The organism is Pseudomonas sp. URIL14HWK12:I5 (assembly GCF_900176445.1).
In the GTDB taxonomy this organism is placed as follows: Bacteria; Pseudomonadota; Gammaproteobacteria; order Pseudomonadales; family Pseudomonadaceae; genus Aquipseudomonas; species Aquipseudomonas monteilii.
Window position 1 is genome coordinate 61970 of the sequence record NZ_FWXQ01000007.1, and the last position, 17094, is coordinate 79063.

A 17094-nucleotide genomic window follows, 5' to 3' on the forward strand; every position below is an offset into this window, starting at 1 on the left:
GGTCTCGGCTCAGGCCGATGCCAGCACCAGCTGCAGGTATCGGGTAAGCATAGCGAGCATCTGCCCATCGGCTTGCGCATTCGCATCCTTGAGCAGGCCCTGATATTCCATCTGCTCGATAATCGCCGTCAACATTTGGGCGTCCTGTTCCGGTTGCCGCGAGCCTACCACTTGCAGCAATTGCCGGGTCCCGTGCAACAGGATCTGCTCATGGGCGCGCACCAGCTCGGCCAGGCGTGGGCACAGCAATGCCTCCTGGCGGAAGGCCTGTTCGGCCATCAGGAAGTCGCGCCGGGTCAACAGTTGCCGCTGTACGTAGTCGGCCGTCATGCGGGCCACATCGTCAGCCAGCCGCGCCCGTGCCTGCGGGCTGCCGTCGCCCTGGGCCAGCAACTGGCGCAACACGACCTCGGTGTTGGCCCACAGCTTGGCCATGTAGGCCGCGCTGCGCTCGACGTACTGAGCGAAGGTGTCGGTGAGCAGGTCTTCGATGTCCTTGAAGTAGTAGGTGGTGGCCGACAGCGGCACACCGGCCTCGGCGGCCACGGCACGGTGGCGCACACCACGCACGCCATCGCGCACGACTATGCGCATGGCGGCGTCGAGGATCAGCTGGCGGCGCTGCTCGCTGCCTTGGCGGGCAGTCTTGCGGCCTTGGTATTGCACGCTTTCGGCGACGGCGGTGGCGATGCCGGCGGCGCCTTGGTCAGGCATGGCGGGTGTCACAGGGGTTACCTCATGGGCCAGTACAGACAACATAAAGCTTCAGGCAAGAAAAAGCCGCCTCGAAAGGCGGCTCGTTCACATCACTCAGGCCTGCGGACGCATGTGCGGGAACAGGATCACGTCGCGGATCGACGGCGAGTTGGTCAGCAGCATCACCAGGCGGTCGATGCCAATGCCTTCACCGGCGGTCGGCGGCATGCCGTACTCCAGGGCACGCACGAAGTCGGCGTCGTAGTGCATGGCTTCGTCGTCACCGGCGTCCTTCTCGGCCACCTGGGCCAGGAAGCGCTCGGCCTGGTCTTCGGCATCGTTGAGCTCGGAGTAGGCGTTGGCGATTTCGCGGCCACCGATGAACAGCTCGAAGCGGTCGGTAACCGCCGGGTTGTCGTCGTTACGGCGGGCCAGCGGCGACACTTCGAACGGGTACTCGGTGATGAAGTGCGGCTGCTCCAGCTTGTGCTCGACCAGCTCTTCGAAAATCATCACCTGCAGCTTGCCCAGGCCTTCGTGGCCCAGCACCTTGGCACCGGCCTTCCTGGCGATGTCACGGGCGCGGTCGACGTCCTGCAGGTCGGCAGCGGTCAGCTCCGGGTTGTACTTGAGGATCGAGTCGAACACCGACAGGCGGGCGAACGGTTCGCCGAAGTGGAACACCTTGTCGCCGTACGGCACGTCGGTGCTGCCCAGCACCAGCAGCGCCAGCTCGCGGAACAGTTCCTCGGTGAGGTCCATGTTGTCGCGGTAGTCGGCGTAGGCCTGGTAGAACTCAAGCATGGTGAATTCTGGGTTGTGACGGGTCGAAACGCCTTCGTTACGGAAGTTGCGGTTGATCTCGAACACCTTCTCGAAGCCACCCACGACCAGGCGCTTGAGGTACAGCTCCGGCGCGATACGCAGGAACATGGCCATGTCCAGGGCGTTGTGGTGGGTTTCGAACGGCTTGGCGGCGGCACCACCCGGGATGGTCTGCAGCATCGGGGTTTCCACTTCGAGGAAGTCACGCTCGATGAGGAACTTGCGGATGTGCGAAATCACCTGCGAACGCACACGGAAGGTGTGGCGGGTTTCTTCGTTGACCATCAGGTCGACGTAACGCTGGCGGTAGCGCTGTTCGGTGTCGGTGAGGCCGTGGTGCTTGTCGGGCAGCGGGCGCAGCGACTTGGTCAGCAGGCGCACGTTGGTCATTTCGACGTACAGGTCGCCCTTGCCGGAGCGGGCCAGAGTGCCTTCGGCGCTGATGATGTCGCCCAGGTCCCAGGTTTTGACGGCGGCCAGGGTTTCTTCTGGCAGGGTTTTGCGGTTGACGTAGACCTGGATGCGACCGGTCATGTCCTGGATCACCATGAACGAGCCACGGTTGAGCATGATACGGCCGGCTACCTTGACCGGGATCGCGGCTGCTTCCAGCTCTTCCTTGGTCTTGTCCGCGTACTGCTTCTGCAGGTCGTTGCAGTAGCTGTCGCGACGGAAGTCGTTGGGGAAGGCATTGCCCTTGGCACGCTCGGCGGCAAGTTTTTCCTTGCGCAGGGCGATCAAGGCGTTTTCTTCCTGTTGCAGGTCTTGCGATTCGGTCTTGAGGTCGCTCATGTCGTCATTCTTTCCATCAGGTGTTCGTTGCCCTTTTCGGGCAGGGCACGCGACACCGGCAGTTGCCAGGTATCGCGGCAGTGGTGTGCGGCTTACAGCCCTTGCTTGAGGCTCGCTTCCAGGTACTGGTCGAGGTCGCCGTCCAGCACCTTCTGGCAATCGCTGCGCTCGACGCCGGTACGCAAGTCCTTGATGCGCGAGTCATCCAGCACGTACGAGCGGATCTGGTGGCCCCAGCCGATGTCCGACTTGCTGTCTTCCAGCGCCTGCGAGGCGGCGTTGCGTTTCTGCATTTCCAGCTCGTACAACTTGGCCCGCAGCATTTTCATGGCGGTGTCCTTGTTGGCGTGCTGGGAACGTTCGTTCTGGCAGGCCACCACGGTGTTGGTCGGTACGTGGGTGATACGTACGGCCGAGTCGGTGGTGTTAACGTGCTGACCACCGGCACCGGAGGAGCGGTAGGTGTCGATGCGCAGGTCGGACGGGTTGATCTCGATCTCGACCTTGTCGTCGATTTCGGGCGACACGAACACTGCCGAGAACGAGGTGTGACGACGGGCACCGGAGTCGAACGGGCTCTTGCGCACCAGACGGTGCACGCCGATTTCAGTCCGCAGCCAGCCGAAGGCGTATTCACCCTTGATGTGCACGGTCGCGCCTTTGATACCGGCGACTTCGCCTTCGGAGAGCTCGATGATGGTGGCGTCGAAACCACGCTTGTCGGCCCAACGCAGGTACATGCGCAGCAGGATGTTGGCCCAGTCCTGCGCTTCGGTACCACCGGACCCGGCCTGGATGTCCAGGTAGGCGTTGTTCATGTCCATCTCGCCGCTGAACATGCGACGGAACTCAAGCTGGGCCAGATTTTCTTCCAGGCCTTCCAGCTCGGTCACGACGTCGCTGACGGCGCCTTCGTCATTTTCCTCGACGGCCATGTCGAGCAGGTCCTGGCAGTCGCCCAGGCCGTTGGACAGTTTGTCCAGGGTCTCGACGACCTGGGCCAGCATGGCACGCTCACGGCCCAGGGCCTGGGCGTACTCGGGTTTGTTCCAGACGTTGGGGTCTTCCAGCTCGCGGTTGACTTCGATCAGGCGGTCATGCTTGTGATCGTAGTCAAAGATACCCCCGAATTGACTGGGAACGCTCGGTGAGGTCCTTGATTGTGTTCAGGATCGGTTGGATTTCCATGGGCTGGCTACTCGTGCGAATTCGGTGAAAAGCCCGCGAGTATAACCGAGTCCGCCGCACGGCGGCAGACCCGCCGGGCAGTCAGCACACGCGAAAAGACCAACAAAAAACCCATGTCAGGCGATGCCGACCTGGTTACGGCCGCCATTCTTGGCCAGGTACAGGCCTTTGTCCGCCGCAGAAATCAACTGCCGGCAATGGCTGCCGACGGCCGGGGTCTGGGTGGCCAGGCCAATGCTCACGGTCAGGTACGAGTCGGCCACTGGCGCGGTATGCGGGATGCCCAGCCCCAATACGGTCTGGCGCAGCTTCTCGGCCACCAGGCGTGCCCCACCAGGCGAGGTGTTGGGCAGTACCAGGGCAAACTCCTCGCCGCCATAACGTGCCGGCAGGTCGGTGGGCCGCGAACACGAAGCCCGAATGGCTTCGGCGACCTGGCGCAACGCCTCGTCGCCGGCCAGGTGACCAAAGCTGTCGTTATAGGCCTTGAAGTAGTCGACGTCGATCATCAGCAACGACAACTGCTGTTGTTCACGCATCGCCCGGCGCCACTCCAGCTCCAGGTACTCGTCGAAGTGGCGGCGATTGGACAGCCCGGTCAGGCCATCGGAGTTCATCAGACGCTGCAGCATCAGGTTGGAATCGAGCAACTGCTGCTGGCTGACGCGCAGGGCACGGTAGGCCTCGTCGCGTTGCAGCAGGGTGAGGTACGAGCGCGAGTGGTAGCGGATACGCGCCACCAGCTCGATGGTGTCGGGCAACTTGACCAGGTAATCGTTGGCACCGGCGGCAAAGGCCGCGCTCTTGACCAGCGGGTCTTCCTTGGTCGACAGAACGATGATCGGGATGTCCTGGGTCGCCGGGTTGTTACGGTATTCGCGCACCAGGGTCAAGCCGTCCAGGCCAGGCATGATCAGGTCCTGAAGGATGACCGTCGGCTTGATGCGCATGGCCTGGGTCACCGCCTGGTGCGGGTCGGCGCAGAAGTGGAAGTCGATGTTGTCTTCATTGGCCAGGCCACGCCGCACCGCTTCGCCGATCATGGCCTGGTCGTCGACCAGCAGCACCATCGCCGAGTTTTCGTTGGGGGTCACGAAACCTTCGATCGGTAAATCATTCATACCTGTTCACCCGATCACGACCGGTCTGGCGGCGTGATTCAATACATTTCGTCATTTTGCGAAAAATTCCATCAAGCGCCCGGCGATGCGTTCCAGCGGGCGGATTTCCACGGCGGCATCGATGGCCGCAGCGGCCTTGGGCATGCCGTACACTGCACTGCTGGCCTGGTCCTGGGCAATGGTCAGAAAACCCTGCTGACGCATCAGTTTCAGGCCTTGGGCGCCGTCGCGCCCCATGCCGGTAAGCAGCACACCCACCGCATCGCCATTCCAGTAACGTGCCACGCTCTCGAAGAACACATCGATCGAGGGCCGGTAGATTTCATTGACAGGTTCGGCAGTGTAGGCCAGTTGGCCGTTCTGTAGCAGCCGAATGTGGTGGTTGGTACCGGCCAGCAACACCTGCCCGGGCTGCGGTGGTTCGCCTTCACGGGCCAGGCGCACCGGCAGGCCCGCTGCGCTGCTGAGCCATTCGGCCATGCCGGCGGCAAACACCTGGTCCACATGCTGGACCAGCACGATGGCCGCCGGAAACGCGGCCGGCAAGCCCTTGAGCAGTACTTCAAGCGCTGCCGGGCCACCCGCCGACGAGCCGATCGCCACCAGCCCGCGACGTTGGGAAGCCTCGCGCAACGGTGTCGCCACCGGCCTTGCTGCCGGGGCTCGCTGCTGGCCGACCAGCCAGCCGATATTGAGAATTTTGCGCAGCAGTGGTGCGGCCGCTTCACGGGCATCACCAGCCCCCAGCGCCGGCGTATCGACCACGTCGAGGGCGCCATGGCCCATGGCCTCGAACACCCGATGCACGTTCTGTTTGCGATCGACCGTAACGATGACGATGGCGCACGGGGTTTCGGCCATGATCCGCCGGGTGGCCTCCACGCCGTCCATGACCGGCATGATCAGGTCCATGAGGATCAGGTCCGGCAACTGTTCGGTGCAACGCTGCACCGCTTCGGCGCCATTGCTGGCTACCCACACCACCTGGTGCGCGGGCTCGAAGGCGACCGCGCGACGCAGCGCCTCGACGGCGATGGGCATGTCATTGACGATGGCGATCTTCATCCCTGAGCACCTCCGATCAGCTCCACCACAGCATCCAGCAACGCATCGTCGTGGAAACTGGCCTTTGCCAAATAGTAGTCAGCGCCGGCATCCAGGCCGCGCCGTCGGTCTTCCTCACGGTCTTTGTAGGACACCACCATCACGGGCAGCGATTGCAGGCGCTGATCGCGGCGCACCAGGGTCACCAGTTCGATACCGTCCATGCGCGGCATGTCGATGTCGGTGATCAGCAAGTCGAAGTCCTCGCCGCGCAGGGCGTTCCAGCCGTCCATGCCATCCACCGCCACCGCCACGTCGTAGCCACGGTTACCCAGCAGCTTGCGCTGCAGTTCGCGCACGGTCAGCGAGTCATCGACTACCAGCACCCGCTTGCGGGTCACGCCACGAACGCCACTGCTGCCGCGCTCGATGCGTTCCAGGCTGCCGGTGCTGAGCAGTTTTTCCACCGAGCGCAGCAAGTCTTCGACATCGACGATCAGTACCACCGAGCCATCATCCAGCAAGGCGCCGGAGGAAATGTCCTGCACCTTGCCCAGCCGGGGGTCGAGTGGCATCACCACCAACACACGCTCGCCCACCAGGCGCTCCACGGCCACACCGTAGAGTTGCTCGCGCTCACGGATTACCACCACCCGCAGGCTGGCTTCGTCACTTTGCCCGGCTGGACGGTTGAGCAACTGGCTGGCCGCCACCAGGCCAATGTGCCGGCCTTCGTGCCAGAAGTGCTGACGGCCTTCGATCTGAACGATCTGTTCAGCGGTCACCTCCAGCGTGCGTTCGATATGGGCCAGCGGGAAGGCGTAGGCTTCACCGCCCACCTCGACTACCAGGCTACGCACCACCGACAGGGTCAGCGGCACCTGCAAATGGAAGCGACAGCCCTGCCCCGCCACCTGCGTCAGCTCGATCGAGCCGCGCAGTTCGCGAACCATGTGCTGCACCGCATCCAGCCCCACGCCGCGCCCGGACACTTCGGTGACCTTGTCACGCAAGCTGAAACCGGGCAGGAACAGGAACGTCAGCAGTTCCGCATCGCTCATCCGCGCCACCGTGTCGGCAGGTGACAGGGCACGCTCGACGATGCTGCTGCGCAGGCGCTCCAGGTCGATGCCGGCACCATCGTCGATCAACTCCAGGCTGAGCATGCCGGCCTGGTGCGAAGCGCGCAGGCGGATCACACCCTCGTCTGGCTTGCCCGCCAGCAGCCGCCTTTCTGGCAGTTCGATACCGTGGTCGACGGCATTGCGTAACAGGTGAGTCAGGGGCGCTTCGAGCTTTTCCAGCACATCGCGGTCGACCTGGGTCTTCTCGCCGTCCACCACCAGTCGCACCGGTTTACCCAGCGAGCGCCCAAGGTCACGCACCATACGGCTTTGCCCGGTCAACACGTCGGCGAACGGGCGCATCCGGCAGGCCAGGGCGGTGTCGTAGAGCAACTGCGCACGCTGGCTGGCTTGCCAGCCGAACTCGTCCAGGTCAGCCGCCTGCTGCTGCAGGATTTGCTGGGTTTCCGCCAGCAGCCGCTGGGTTTGCGCCAGGGCTTCGAGCACCTCGTTGCTTTGGCCACTGTCCTCCAGTTGCAAGCGCAGGCCGTCGAGCGCCTGCATGCCCTGACCGTGCATGCGTTTGAGTCGCTGCAAAGTGGCCAGGTACGGCTTGAGCCGCTGGGTTTCCACGAGCGACTTGCTGGACAGGTCGAGCAGGCTGTTAAGGCGGTCGGCGGTGACACGCAGTACCCGCTCGGCACCTTCGCCAACGCGCTTGCCGGGTTTGCGCCGCAGGGCAGGCTCGGGCTCCGGCTCGGGTTCAGCCGGGTCCACTGGCACTACCGCCGGTTCAGACGGCAAGGTTGCCACCAGCGGTTCCGCTTGCAGGGGGGCCGCCAGCGGCACCGCAGGCACGGTTGCAGCGCCAGGGTCGAGCAAGCTGGCCATTTGCGCAAGAAATACCGGCAAGGTCGCCTGCGCCACGGCATCGCCTGGTGTGGCGATGCGCATCAGCAAGTCGGTCCCCTGCAACAGCGCGTCGATGTGCTCGGCGCTCAAACGCAAGCGACCCTCCTGGGCGGCTACCAGGCAATCTTCCATGACGTGGGCGACACTCACGCCGGCATCCACCCCGACGATACGCGCGGCCCCCTTCAGCGAATGGGCGGCGCGCATGCAGGCCTCAAGCTGGTCGGCCTGGGTGGGGTTGCGCTCCAGCGCCATCAGGCCGGCGCTGAGCACCTGGGTTTGCGCCTCGGCCTCCAGGCTGAACAGCTCGAGCAACGATGCATCGCGCATTTGCTCTGGGGTCATGACAGGCTCCGCTGCACGGCAGACAGTAAGTGTTGATCGTCCAGCACTCGCACGCTACGGCCGCGCCACTGCAGCACTGCGGCAGTGAAGCGCGTGGCGTCCTGGCCACTGTCCAGCAGCAGCGGGTCGAGCCGGTGAATACCGTCGATTTCCTCTACGGCCATTACCACAGGGCCACCTTCGGCAGCCAGAATCAGCATGCGTGGCATCACCCTGCCGCTACGTTGCTCGGCGGTGCCGGCTTGTACGCCCAGCAAATCGGCCAGTGACAGGCACGGCACCAGGGCACCGCGAACATTGGCAACCCCCTGCAACACCCGCGAGCGCTGGTGCGGCAGCGAATGCACAGCCTGCAATGGGGCGATTTCGGCCAGGCTGGCGGTGGCCAGTGCCAACCACTCTTCGCCCAGACGGAACAACAGCATGGAACGGCCAGTGTTTTCCTCGACCGGCTGCGCCGCCGCGGCCTGGTGGTCCTGCATCAGTGCGTAGCGGTCAAGCAGGCGTGTGGCCGCTGCCGCATACACGTCGCAATTGCGACAGTGAACATGACGTTCCAACAGTGGGCATTGCTTGTCGCCGTGCACACCAATACGGTTCCAGCAATCGTCGATGTGCGCGTCGTCTTCGGCGAGTAGCTGCATCGCAGAGTCACCCTTCATCGTTCAGGCTCCCGGCCAACCCGCGCTGCACGCTCCTGCAGGCGTCGGGCACCGGCCTGGTCGCCCTGGGCCGCCAGCAAGGCCGCCAGGTGCACCAGAGCCTCAGGGTGTTGCGGCTCAAGGTACAGCGCCTTGCGGTAGTGGGTCAGTGCCTGTTGCGCATCGCCGTCGGTATCACTGAGCAACCCCAGCCAGTAGTAAACCTGTGCCGACGGCGCGTACTGGCCCAGGTAGCGCTGGCATTCGGCACGCGCCTGTTCGCTGGCGCCAGCATTGGCAAGCCGGGCGATACTGGCCAGCAGTTCGTTTGCGTCCTCGCGTTTGGGTTCGCGGGCCGGCGCGGGTCTAGCGACCACCGGTACTGCCCGTAACGGACGCGGCAATGGCGCGACGGAGGGTGGATAACCCACCGAGGCCTGCGGTAGCACGGTACGCCGTGCAGGTTGTGCCGGGGCCACGACCTGTGGGGCGCTACTGCCTTGTTGGCGCACGTAGGCGAACGATTGGGCAATGCCCAGCGGGCGCATCCCCATCCGCGCCAGCAAGCTGCCTTCGGCCGGGCCGATGAACAACACACCCTGGGGATGCAGCAGACGCTTGAGCACTTCGAACACACGCTGCTGGGTCGCCACGTCAAAGTAGATCAACAGATTGCGGCAGAACACGAAGTCGTACAGGCCATCGCGGGTGGCCAACGCCGGGTCGAGCACATTGCCCACTTGCAGGCTCACTTGCTGCTGCACCCGATCATGCAGGCGATGGCCTTCGTCGAGGGCATCGAAGTAGCGCTCGCGAAAGCCCAGGTCGCTGCCCCGGAAGGCGTTGCGCCCGTATACGGCCTTCCCGGCCTTGGCCACCGAATTGGGGCTGATGTCCATGCCGTCGATCAGGAACGCCCCCGGCGCGATGCCGGCGTCGAGCAGGGCCATGGCCAGGGAATAGGGCTCCTCGCCTGTCGAGCATGGCAGGCTGAGCAGGCGCAGTGGCCGTGCCCCGGCCAATTCGGCCAGGCGCTTGTGTGCCAGGCTGGCCAGGGCTGTGAAGGATTCCGGGTAGCGGAAGAACCAGGTTTCCGGGACGATCACCGCTTCGATCAACGCCTGTTGTTCATCGGCCGACTGCTGCAGGCGCAGCCAGTAATCATCCAGGTCGATGGCGTTCATGGCCACGCAACGCTGGCGCAGCGCGCGCTCGACCATGGGCGCACCCACCGATTCGACATCCAGGCCAATGCGCTCGCGCAAGAAACGGAAGAAACGTTCGTTCATGTCGGCATCCCTGTCGGCTCAACCGTGTACAGCAGTTGGTGCACGGCATCTGGCAACAGATCGTTGACCTCGATGCGTTGCAGCAGGCCTTGGTCATCCTGGCGTACAGGCCCCAGGTAAGGGGCTTCGCCGCTGTCCACACCATAGGGCTGGAACTCGTCGGGGTGGCAGCGCAACGTCTCGGTGGCCTGCTCCAGGATCAGCCCCAGTTGCAGGCCACCCCGATAATGCACCAACACCAGACGGGTACTGGTGCGGTGTGCCGCTGGCTGGCCAAAACTCAGCGCAGCAAGGTCGATCACCGGTACCAATTGCCCACGATGGGAAAGGATTCCCGCGACCCAGCCTGGCGCCTGGGCTATCGGTTTGAGCGGCTGGCGCGGCAACACCTCGATGACCTCGTGCACGCTCAGGGCAAAACGCTGTTCCCCGATACGAAACTGCAGGTACAGCGCCCCTTTGGCGTTGTCCGCCCGTGCGGCGTGCGGTTGCAAGTGGTTCATCGCGGTCAGACTTTGAAGCGCGACACGCCGCCACGCAGGCCGGCGGCCACCTGGCTCAGCTCATCGATGGCAAAACTGGCCTGGCGCAGCGACTCGACAGTCTGGGTGCTGGCATCGCTGAGCTGGGCCAGCGCCTGGTTGATCTGCTCGGCACCGGTCGCCTGGGCCTGCATGCCTTCGTTGACCATCAGCACACGCGGCGCCAAAGCCTGCACCTGGTGAATGATCTGGCTGAGCTGCTCGCCCACCTGTTGCACCTCGAACATGCCGCGGCGCACCTCTTCGGAGAACTTGTCCATGCCCATGACCCCGGCCGATACCGCCGACTGGATCTCGCGCACCATCTGCTCGATGTCGTAGGTGGCCACGGCGGTCTGGTCGGCCAGGCGGCGCACTTCAGTGGCCACCACGGCAAAGCCACGGCCGTACTCGCCGGCTTTTTCCGCTTCGATGGCAGCGTTGAGCGACAGCAGGTTGGTCTGGTCGGCGACCTTGACGATGGTCACCACCATCTGGGTAATGTTGCTGGCCTTTTCATTGAGGATGCCGAGCTTGGCATTGACCAGGTCGGCAGCGCCCATCACCTGGTGCATGGTCTCCTCCATGCGCGCCAGGCCCTGCTGGCCGGAGCCTGCAAGGCTGGAAGCCTGGTCGGCAGCCGAGGTGACTTCGGTCATGGTGCGCACCAGGTCACGCGAGGTGGCGGCAATCTCCCGCGAGGTAGCGCCAATTTCCGTGGTGGTGGCGGCCGTCTCGGTAGCGGTGGCCTGCTGTTGTTTGGATGTAGCGGCGATTTCAGTGACCGAAGTGGTTACCTGCACCGACGAGCGCTGGGCCTGGGCCACCAGGTTGGCCAGTGCCTCGGCCATTTCGTTGAAACCGCTTTCGATGGCGCCGAACTCGTCTTTGCGGTCCAGGCTCAGGCGCATGCTCAGGTCGCCGGAGCGCAGCTTGTCGAGGGCATGGACGATGCGCTGCATGGGGGCGGTGATGGCACGCATCAGCAACAGGCCGCAAATGCCGGCGGCGACGATTGCCAGCAGCAGCGAAACCACCATGCTGCCTTTGGCCGTGCTCACGGCGCTGACGATTTCGTTGGTGGCCGCGTCGGCAGAAGCCCGGTTGTTCTCGATCACTTCATTCAGGTGCTTGCGCCCGTCCACCCAGGCAGGGGTGAGTACATCGGTAATCAGTCGCTGGGCTTCGTCGTAATTGTGCTGGCGATAAGCATCCAGTACCTGGCCTATCAGCTTCATGTAGGTCTCTTCGAGCTGAACGAAGGCATCGAAGCGGGTCTGGTCGTCTTTTTCTTGAATGGTGGCCTGGTAGCTGGCCATGTGTTGCTTGAGCCTGTCTTCAAAGCTTTTGAACAGCTCCATGTCGGCCGAAGTGATTTCGCGGTGGTTGGACAGGCCCACCAGTTGCTGGCTGGTGACATAGCTGTCGACCCAGGCACTGCGGATCATCGAGCTGTAGTAGACCCCGGGAATGCTGTCGGTCCCCACCGCCTCTTCGGCGGTTTCGATGGCGACCAACCGCGAGTAGGCGGCCACGATCATCAGCAGCATGATGGCGATGATCACGGCGAAACTTGCCAGGATCCGTTGGCGCAAGGTCCAGTTCTTCACATTCAGCCCTCAGGAATTCACAACGAGCGGGAAAATCGCCGAAGTATAGCCCAGAGGCCTTACAGATTTGCGGGTGAAATGAGGGGTAAACAGGCATCCCTACTGATGGACATGCCACTGGGGCTGCTTTGCAGCCCCAGTGCGCTCAATCACTGGCCTGCGGCTATCCGTGCCTGGCTCTCCAGCTCCTGGCGCAGCGCCGGGTCCAGGCGCAGTTGGCGGGCCAGTTCATCCAGGTAGGCACGCTCCATGAAGTTTTCCTGATCGACCATCAACACGCTGGCCAGGTACATCTCGGCCGCCATCTCTGGCGTTTGCGCAGCGCGGGCCACTTCGGCCGGGTCCAGCGGTTTGTTCAGTTCGGCATGCAGCCAGTGCTGCAGTTCGCGGTCGCTGTCCAGGCGGGTGAATTCACCTTCGATCAGCGCCCGCTCGCGCTCGTCGATGTGGCCATCGGACTTGGCCGCCGCCACCAGCGCCCGCAGCACGGCCTGGCTGTGCTGCTCGGCCTGGGCGGGCGGCAGGCGGTCGACGGTTTGCGGTTCGGCTGCGGCCACCCGCTGGTTGGCCTGCCAGTTGCCGTAGGCTTTATAGGCCAGCACCCCCAGCGCGGCCAGGCCACCGTAGGTCAGGGCCTTGCCGCCGTACTTGCGGGCCTTCTTGCTACCCAGCAGCAGGCCCAGTGCCCCGCCACCCAACAGGCCGCCACCGGCTCCGGACAACAGCCCGCCAAGCCCACCGGCAGCGCCGCCAGCCTTGCTGGCGCCCCCTTGCTTTTCGAGCAGTTGCTGGCCGGATTTGAGGAGTTGATCAAGCAAGCCCCGGGTGTTCATTCGCGTGTCTCCACGTAAGGAAATTCAATCGCCAGAGTAAGGCTTGGCGCAGTACACGCCATCGTGGATTTGCTTCGGGATGTTGCATTGGCTGGCAAAAAGCCAACTAGACTCGATATCGCCAATACCTCGCGCAACCGCACTACGCTTATAACAATTGCTTCACGGCTTGCTTGATGACTGCCCCGACCAAGATCTCCAAGAAGAGGGAACACCATGTCAGTGCACAAGACCGCATTGCTCGGCGCCATGACGGGCGCCGTGCTGGCCAGCGCCAGCCTGCAGGCTGCCGAACCGCCCAAGGCCCTGGGGCCTGGCGAGGGGCGCCTGGATATCGTCGCCTGGCCCGGCTACATCGAGCGCGGTGAAAGCGACAAAGCCTACGACTGGGTGACCGGTTTCGAGAAGGAAACCGGCTGCAAGGTCAGCGTGAAAACGGCCGCCACCTCGGACGAAATGGTCAGCCTGATGACCAAGGGCGGCTACGACCTGGTCACTGCCTCGGGCGATGCTTCGCTGCGGCTGATCGTGGGCAAACGCGTGCAACCGATCAACACCGCACTGATCCCCAACTGGAAAAACCTCGACCCTCGCTTGCAGAACGGTGGCTGGTACGTGGTCGACAAGCAGGTTTATGGCACCCCGTACCAGTGGGGGCCGAACGTGCTGCTGTACAACACCAATACTTTCAAGCAGCCCCCCACCAGCTGGGGCGTGGTGTTCGAGCCGCAGAACCTGCCCGACGGCAAGCCGAACAAAGGCCGCGTGCAGGCCTACGACGGGCCGATCTACATCGCCGACGCGGCGCTGTACCTGAAATCGGCCAAGCCGGAGCTGGGCATCAAGGACCCGTACGAGCTGAACGAGGCACAGTACAAGGCCGTGCTCGAGCTGCTGCGCCAGCAGCAACCGCTGATCCACCGTTACTGGCATGACGCCACAGTACAGATGAGCGATGTGAAGAACGAAGGCGTGGTTGCCTCCAGCTCCTGGGGCTACATGGTCAATGGCCTTAAGGCCGAGAACCAGCCAGTAGCCTCGACCATTCCCAAGGAAGGTGCGACCGGCTGGGCCGACACCACCATGCTGCACAGCGAGGCCAAGCACCCCAACTGCGCCTATAAATGGATGGACTGGTCGCTGCAGCCGAAGGTGCAGGGTGACGTGGCGGCCTGGTTCGGCTCGTTGCCGGCGGTACCGGCAGCGTGTACCGGTAGCGAGCTGCTGGGCGCCGAGGGATGCAAGACCAACGGGTTCGACAACTTCGACAAGATCGCCTTCTGGAAAACCCCGCAGGCCCAGGGGGGCAAGTTCGTGCCTTATAGCCGCTGGACCCAGGATTACATTGCGATCATGGGTGGTCGCTGAGGTTGCCTGAATGCCTGTACTGGCCTCTTCGCGGGCAAGCCCGCGAAGAGGCCAGTACAGGAGAAACATTGATGTCCGGAGCCCACGCATGCCCCTAGCCGTCCAGTTCACCCAGGTTTCCCGCACCTTCGGCGAGGTCAAGGCCGTCGACCAGGTCAGTATCGACATCATCGATGGGGAGTTCTTCTCCATGCTCGGCCCTTCCGGCTCGGGCAAGACCACCTGCCTGCGCCTGATCGCCGGCTTTGAACAACCCACCAGCGGCTCGATCCGTATCCACGGTGTCGAGGCCGCTGGCGTGCCGCCCTATCAGCGTGACGTCAACACCGTGTTCCAGGACTACGCCCTGTTCCCGCACATGAACGTGCTGGACAACATCGCCTATGGCCTGAAGGTAAAAGGCGTGGCCAAGGCCGAACGCCACAAACGCGCCGAAGAGGCTCTGGCCATGGTGGCCCTGGCCGGTTACGGCGCACGCAAGCCGGCGCAGCTGTCCGGCGGCCAGCGCCAGCGCGTGGCTTTGGCCCGGGCACTGGTCAACCGGCCGCGGGTGCTGCTACTGGACGAGCCGCTGGGCGCGCTGGACCTGAAGTTGCGCGAGCAGATGCAGGGCGAGCTGAAAAAGCTGCAGCGCCAATTGGGCATCACCTTCATCTTCGTCACCCACGACCAGACCGAAGCGCTGTCGATGTCCGACCGGGTTGCGGTGTTCAACCGCGGCCGCATCGAACAGGTCGACACACCGCGCAACCTGTACATGAAGCCTGCCACCACGTTCGTTGCCGAGTTCGTCGGCACCTCCAACGTGGTGCGTGGCGAGCTGGCCATGGCGCTTAACGGCAGCTCGGCACCCTTCTCCATCCGCCCCGAGCACATCCGCCTGGGCGACCCTGTGGTGACCAGCCATGAGGTGCAGGTCAACGGCGTGCTGCGCGATGTCCAGTACCAAGGCAGCGCCACTCGCTATGAGTTGCAACTGGACAACGGCCAGCTGCTGGCAGTCAGCCAGGCCAACGACCGCTGGCAAGCACAGGGCCAGGCCTGGCAGCCCGGGCAACAGGTACTGGCGCACTGGCCCCGCGAGGCCATGACGGTGCTGCAGGAAACCGAGGCCCGCTGACATGAGTGCACTGCGTAGCCTGTCCAACCTGCTGTACCGGCGCCCCAACCTGTACCTGGCGCTGCTGCTGGTACCGCCGCTGACCTGGTTTGGCGCGATCTACCTGGGCTCATTGCTGAACCTGCTGTGGCAGGGCTTCTATACCTTTGACGACTTCACCATGGCGGTGACCCCGGACCTCACCCTGGGCAACTTCGCCGCGCTGTTCAACCCGTCGAACTTCGACATCATCCTGCGCACCCTGGGCATGGCCGTGGCCGTGTCGTTGGCCAGCGCGGTGCTGGCCTTCCCCATCGCCTACTACATGGCGCGCTACACCAGCGGCAAGACCAAGGCGTTTTTCTACATCGCGGTGATGATGCCGATGTGGGCCAGCTACATCGTCAAGACCTATGCCTGGACCTTGCTGCTGGCCAAGGGCGGCGTGGCGCAGTGGTTTGTCCAGCAGCTGCACCTGGACGGGCTGCTGCAAGCGGTGCTGGCCGTGCCGGGTGTGGGCGGCAGCACGCTGTCGACGTCGCACCTGGGGCGCTTCATGGTGTTCGTGTACATCTGGCTGCCGTTCATGATCCTGCCGATCCAGGCCTCGCTGGAGCGCCTGCCGCCTTCACTGCTGCAAGCCTCGGCAGACCTCGGCGCACGGCCTGGGCAAACCTTCGTCCAGGTGATCTTGCCGCTGTCGATTCCGGGCATTGCGGCCGGCTCGATCTTCACGTTCTCGCTCACCCTGGGCGACTTCATCGTGCCGCAACTGGTCGGCCCGCCCGGCTACTTCATCGGCAGCATGGTCTATGCCCAGCAAGGGGCGATCGGCAACATGCCGATGGCCGCCGCGTTCACCCTGGTGCCGATCGTGCTGATTGCGGTGTACCTGTCCATCGTCAAGCGCCTGGGGGCCTTCGATGCACTCTGAAAAAGCGTCAACGGGGCTGCGCCTGGCGGCCTGGGGCGGGTTGCTGTTTTTGCATTTTCCGATCCTGATCATCTTCCTGTATGCGTTCAACACCGAAGACGCGGCATTCAGCTTCCCGCCCAAGGGCTTTACCCTGAAGTGGTTCGCCGTGGCCTTCGCCCGGCCCGATGTGCTGGAGGCGATCAAGCTGTCGCTGCAGGTGGCCTGCATGGCCACGCTGATCGCCCTGGTGCTCGGCACCTTGGCCTCGGCGGCGCTGTACCGGCGCAGCTTTTTCGGCAAGGAAAGCATTTCGCTGATGCTCATCCTGCCCATCGCCCTACCCGGCATCATTACCGGTATCGCCCTGCTCTCGGCGTTCAAGACGCTGGGCATAGAGCCCGGTGTATTCACCATCGTGGTCGGCCACGCCACGTTCTGCGTGGTCATCGTCTACAACAACGTGATCGCCCGCCTGCGGCGCACCTCGCAAAGCCTGATCGAAGCCTCGATGGACCTGGGTGCCGATGGCTGGCAAACCTTCCGCTACATCATCCTGCCCAACCTCGGCTCGGCGCTGCTGGCCGGTGGCATGCTGGCCTTTGCCCTGTCGTTCGATGAAATCATCGTCACCACCTTCACCGCCGGCCACGAGCGCACGCTGCCGATCTGGTTGCTCAACCAGCTCAGCCGCCCACGCGACGTGCCGGTGACCAACGTGGTCGCCATGCTGGTGATGCTGGTGACCATGCTGCCGATCCTTGGCGCCTATTACCTGACCCGTGGCGGCGAAAGCGTCGCGGGCAGTGGCAAATGACCCTGGAGGAGTTCCC

Annotated in this window: 15 protein-coding genes; 4 read left to right on the forward strand and 11 right to left on the reverse strand. The window is 63.8% G+C overall.

Annotated features, from left to right (window positions below):
- Window positions 1-9: 9 nt before the first annotated feature.
- The 11 genes from B9A31_RS17010 to B9A31_RS17055 all read right to left on the reverse strand — a co-directional run bounded on the left by B9A31_RS17010 (window position 10) and on the right by B9A31_RS17055 (window position 12881).
- Entirely contained in the window at window positions 10-714 is a 705-nt protein-coding gene (locus B9A31_RS17010) for a TetR/AcrR family transcriptional regulator (protein WP_016712971.1), read from the reverse strand.
- A 96-nt stretch (window positions 715-810) separates the two neighbouring features.
- On the reverse strand, window positions 811-2313 hold the full coding sequence (lysS, locus tag B9A31_RS17015) for a lysine--tRNA ligase (protein ID WP_019097638.1): 1503 nt from the start codon (window positions 2311-2313) through the stop codon (window positions 811-813).
- A 92-nt stretch (window positions 2314-2405) separates the two neighbouring features.
- Window positions 2406-3501, reverse strand: a protein-coding gene (gene prfB / locus B9A31_RS27065) for a peptide chain release factor 2 (RefSeq protein ID WP_097083287.1) whose coding sequence is annotated in 2 segments (ribosomal slippage) — window positions 2406-3428 and window positions 3430-3501 — 1095 coding nt in all. Because the reading frame shifts where the segments join, the coding sequence is not laid out codon by codon here.
- Between the two features lie 116 nt (window positions 3502-3617).
- Window positions 3618-4622, reverse strand: coding sequence for a Wsp signal transduction system regulator diguanylate cyclase WspR (gene wspR / locus B9A31_RS17020; RefSeq protein ID WP_019097639.1), 1005 nt, complete (start codon window positions 4620-4622; stop codon window positions 3618-3620).
- A 51-nt stretch (window positions 4623-4673) separates the two neighbouring features.
- Window positions 4674-5687 carry a Wsp signal transduction system protein-glutamate methylesterase WspF gene (gene wspF / locus B9A31_RS17025; RefSeq protein WP_019097640.1) on the reverse strand — a complete coding sequence of 338 codons (1014 nt, stop codon included), beginning with the start codon at window positions 5685-5687 and terminating at the stop codon, window positions 4674-4676.
- The gene (locus B9A31_RS17030; RefSeq protein WP_025753738.1) at window positions 5684-7987 is read right to left on the reverse strand and encodes a hybrid sensor histidine kinase/response regulator; all 2304 of its coding nucleotides are present in this window, start codon (window positions 7985-7987) and stop codon (window positions 5684-5686) included. The genes wspF and B9A31_RS17030 overlap by 4 nt, the downstream gene beginning before the upstream one ends.
- Entirely contained in the window at window positions 7984-8649 is a 666-nt protein-coding gene (locus tag B9A31_RS17035) for a chemotaxis protein CheW (protein ID WP_019097642.1), read from the reverse strand. Before B9A31_RS17035 ends, B9A31_RS17030 begins: the two co-directional genes overlap by 4 nt.
- The gene (locus tag B9A31_RS17040; RefSeq protein WP_027609567.1) at window positions 8646-9917 is read right to left on the reverse strand and encodes a CheR family methyltransferase; all 1272 of its coding nucleotides are present in this window, start codon (window positions 9915-9917) and stop codon (window positions 8646-8648) included. Before B9A31_RS17040 ends, B9A31_RS17035 begins: the two co-directional genes overlap by 4 nt.
- Window positions 9914-10420 carry a chemotaxis protein CheW gene (locus B9A31_RS17045; protein ID WP_016712980.1) on the reverse strand — a complete coding sequence of 169 codons (507 nt, stop codon included), beginning with the start codon at window positions 10418-10420 and terminating at the stop codon, window positions 9914-9916. Before B9A31_RS17045 ends, B9A31_RS17040 begins: the two co-directional genes overlap by 4 nt.
- Before the next feature lie 5 nt (window positions 10421-10425).
- On the reverse strand, window positions 10426-12048 hold the full coding sequence (locus B9A31_RS17050) for a methyl-accepting chemotaxis protein (protein WP_016712981.1): 1623 nt from the start codon (window positions 12046-12048) through the stop codon (window positions 10426-10428).
- Between the two features lie 149 nt (window positions 12049-12197).
- On the reverse strand, window positions 12198-12881 hold the full coding sequence (locus tag B9A31_RS17055; RefSeq protein ID WP_019097644.1) for a tellurite resistance TerB family protein: 684 nt from the start codon (window positions 12879-12881) through the stop codon (window positions 12198-12200).
- Between the two features lie 216 nt (window positions 12882-13097).
- Here B9A31_RS17055 and ydcS point away from each other — a divergent pair, with 216 nt between their 5' ends.
- From ydcS to B9A31_RS17075, 4 genes are all read left to right on the forward strand, one after another.
- The gene (gene ydcS / locus B9A31_RS17060; RefSeq protein WP_016712983.1) at window positions 13098-14249 is read left to right on the forward strand and encodes a putative ABC transporter substrate-binding protein YdcS; all 1152 of its coding nucleotides are present in this window, start codon (window positions 13098-13100) and stop codon (window positions 14247-14249) included.
- Window positions 14250-14337: 88 nt separating this feature from the next.
- Window positions 14338-15369 (forward strand): ABC transporter ATP-binding protein, encoded by a 1032-nt coding sequence (locus B9A31_RS17065; RefSeq protein ID WP_019097645.1) that lies wholly within the window; start codon window positions 14338-14340, stop codon window positions 15367-15369.
- Between the two features lies 1 nt (window position 15370).
- Window positions 15371-16282 carry an ABC transporter permease gene (locus tag B9A31_RS17070; RefSeq protein ID WP_016712985.1) on the forward strand — a complete coding sequence of 304 codons (912 nt, stop codon included), beginning with the start codon at window positions 15371-15373 and terminating at the stop codon, window positions 16280-16282.
- Window positions 16272-17078 (forward strand): ABC transporter permease, encoded by an 807-nt coding sequence (locus B9A31_RS17075; protein WP_019097647.1) that lies wholly within the window; start codon window positions 16272-16274, stop codon window positions 17076-17078. Before B9A31_RS17070 ends, B9A31_RS17075 begins: the two co-directional genes overlap by 11 nt.
- Window positions 17079-17094 lie beyond the last annotated feature (16 nt).

Coding starts and splice junctions, on each gene's coding strand:
- B9A31_RS17010 (WP_016712971.1), bottom strand. CDS start 714: ATGCCTGACCAAGGCGCCGCCGGCATCGCCACCGCCGTCGCCGAAAGC.
- lysS (WP_019097638.1), bottom strand. CDS start 2,313: ATGAGCGACCTCAAGACCGAATCGCAAGACCTGCAACAGGAAGAAAAC.
- wspR (WP_019097639.1), bottom strand. CDS start 4,622: ATGAATGATTTACCGATCGAAGGTTTCGTGACCCCCAACGAAAACTCG.
- wspF (WP_019097640.1), bottom strand. CDS start 5,687: ATGAAGATCGCCATCGTCAATGACATGCCCATCGCCGTCGAGGCGCTG.
- B9A31_RS17030 (WP_025753738.1), bottom strand. CDS start 7,987: ATGACCCCAGAGCAAATGCGCGATGCATCGTTGCTCGAGCTGTTCAGC.
- B9A31_RS17035 (WP_019097642.1), bottom strand. CDS start 8,649: ATGAAGGGTGACTCTGCGATGCAGCTACTCGCCGAAGACGACGCGCAC.
- B9A31_RS17040 (WP_027609567.1), bottom strand. CDS start 9,917: ATGAACGAACGTTTCTTCCGTTTCTTGCGCGAGCGCATTGGCCTGGAT.
- B9A31_RS17045 (WP_016712980.1), bottom strand. CDS start 10,420: ATGAACCACTTGCAACCGCACGCCGCACGGGCGGACAACGCCAAAGGG.
- B9A31_RS17055 (WP_019097644.1), bottom strand. CDS start 12,881: ATGAACACCCGGGGCTTGCTTGATCAACTCCTCAAATCCGGCCAGCAA.
- ydcS (WP_016712983.1), top strand. CDS start 13,098: ATGTCAGTGCACAAGACCGCATTGCTCGGCGCCATGACGGGCGCCGTG.
- B9A31_RS17065 (WP_019097645.1), top strand. CDS start 14,338: ATGCCCCTAGCCGTCCAGTTCACCCAGGTTTCCCGCACCTTCGGCGAG.
- B9A31_RS17070 (WP_016712985.1), top strand. CDS start 15,371: ATGAGTGCACTGCGTAGCCTGTCCAACCTGCTGTACCGGCGCCCCAAC.
- B9A31_RS17075 (WP_019097647.1), top strand. CDS start 16,272: ATGCACTCTGAAAAAGCGTCAACGGGGCTGCGCCTGGCGGCCTGGGGC.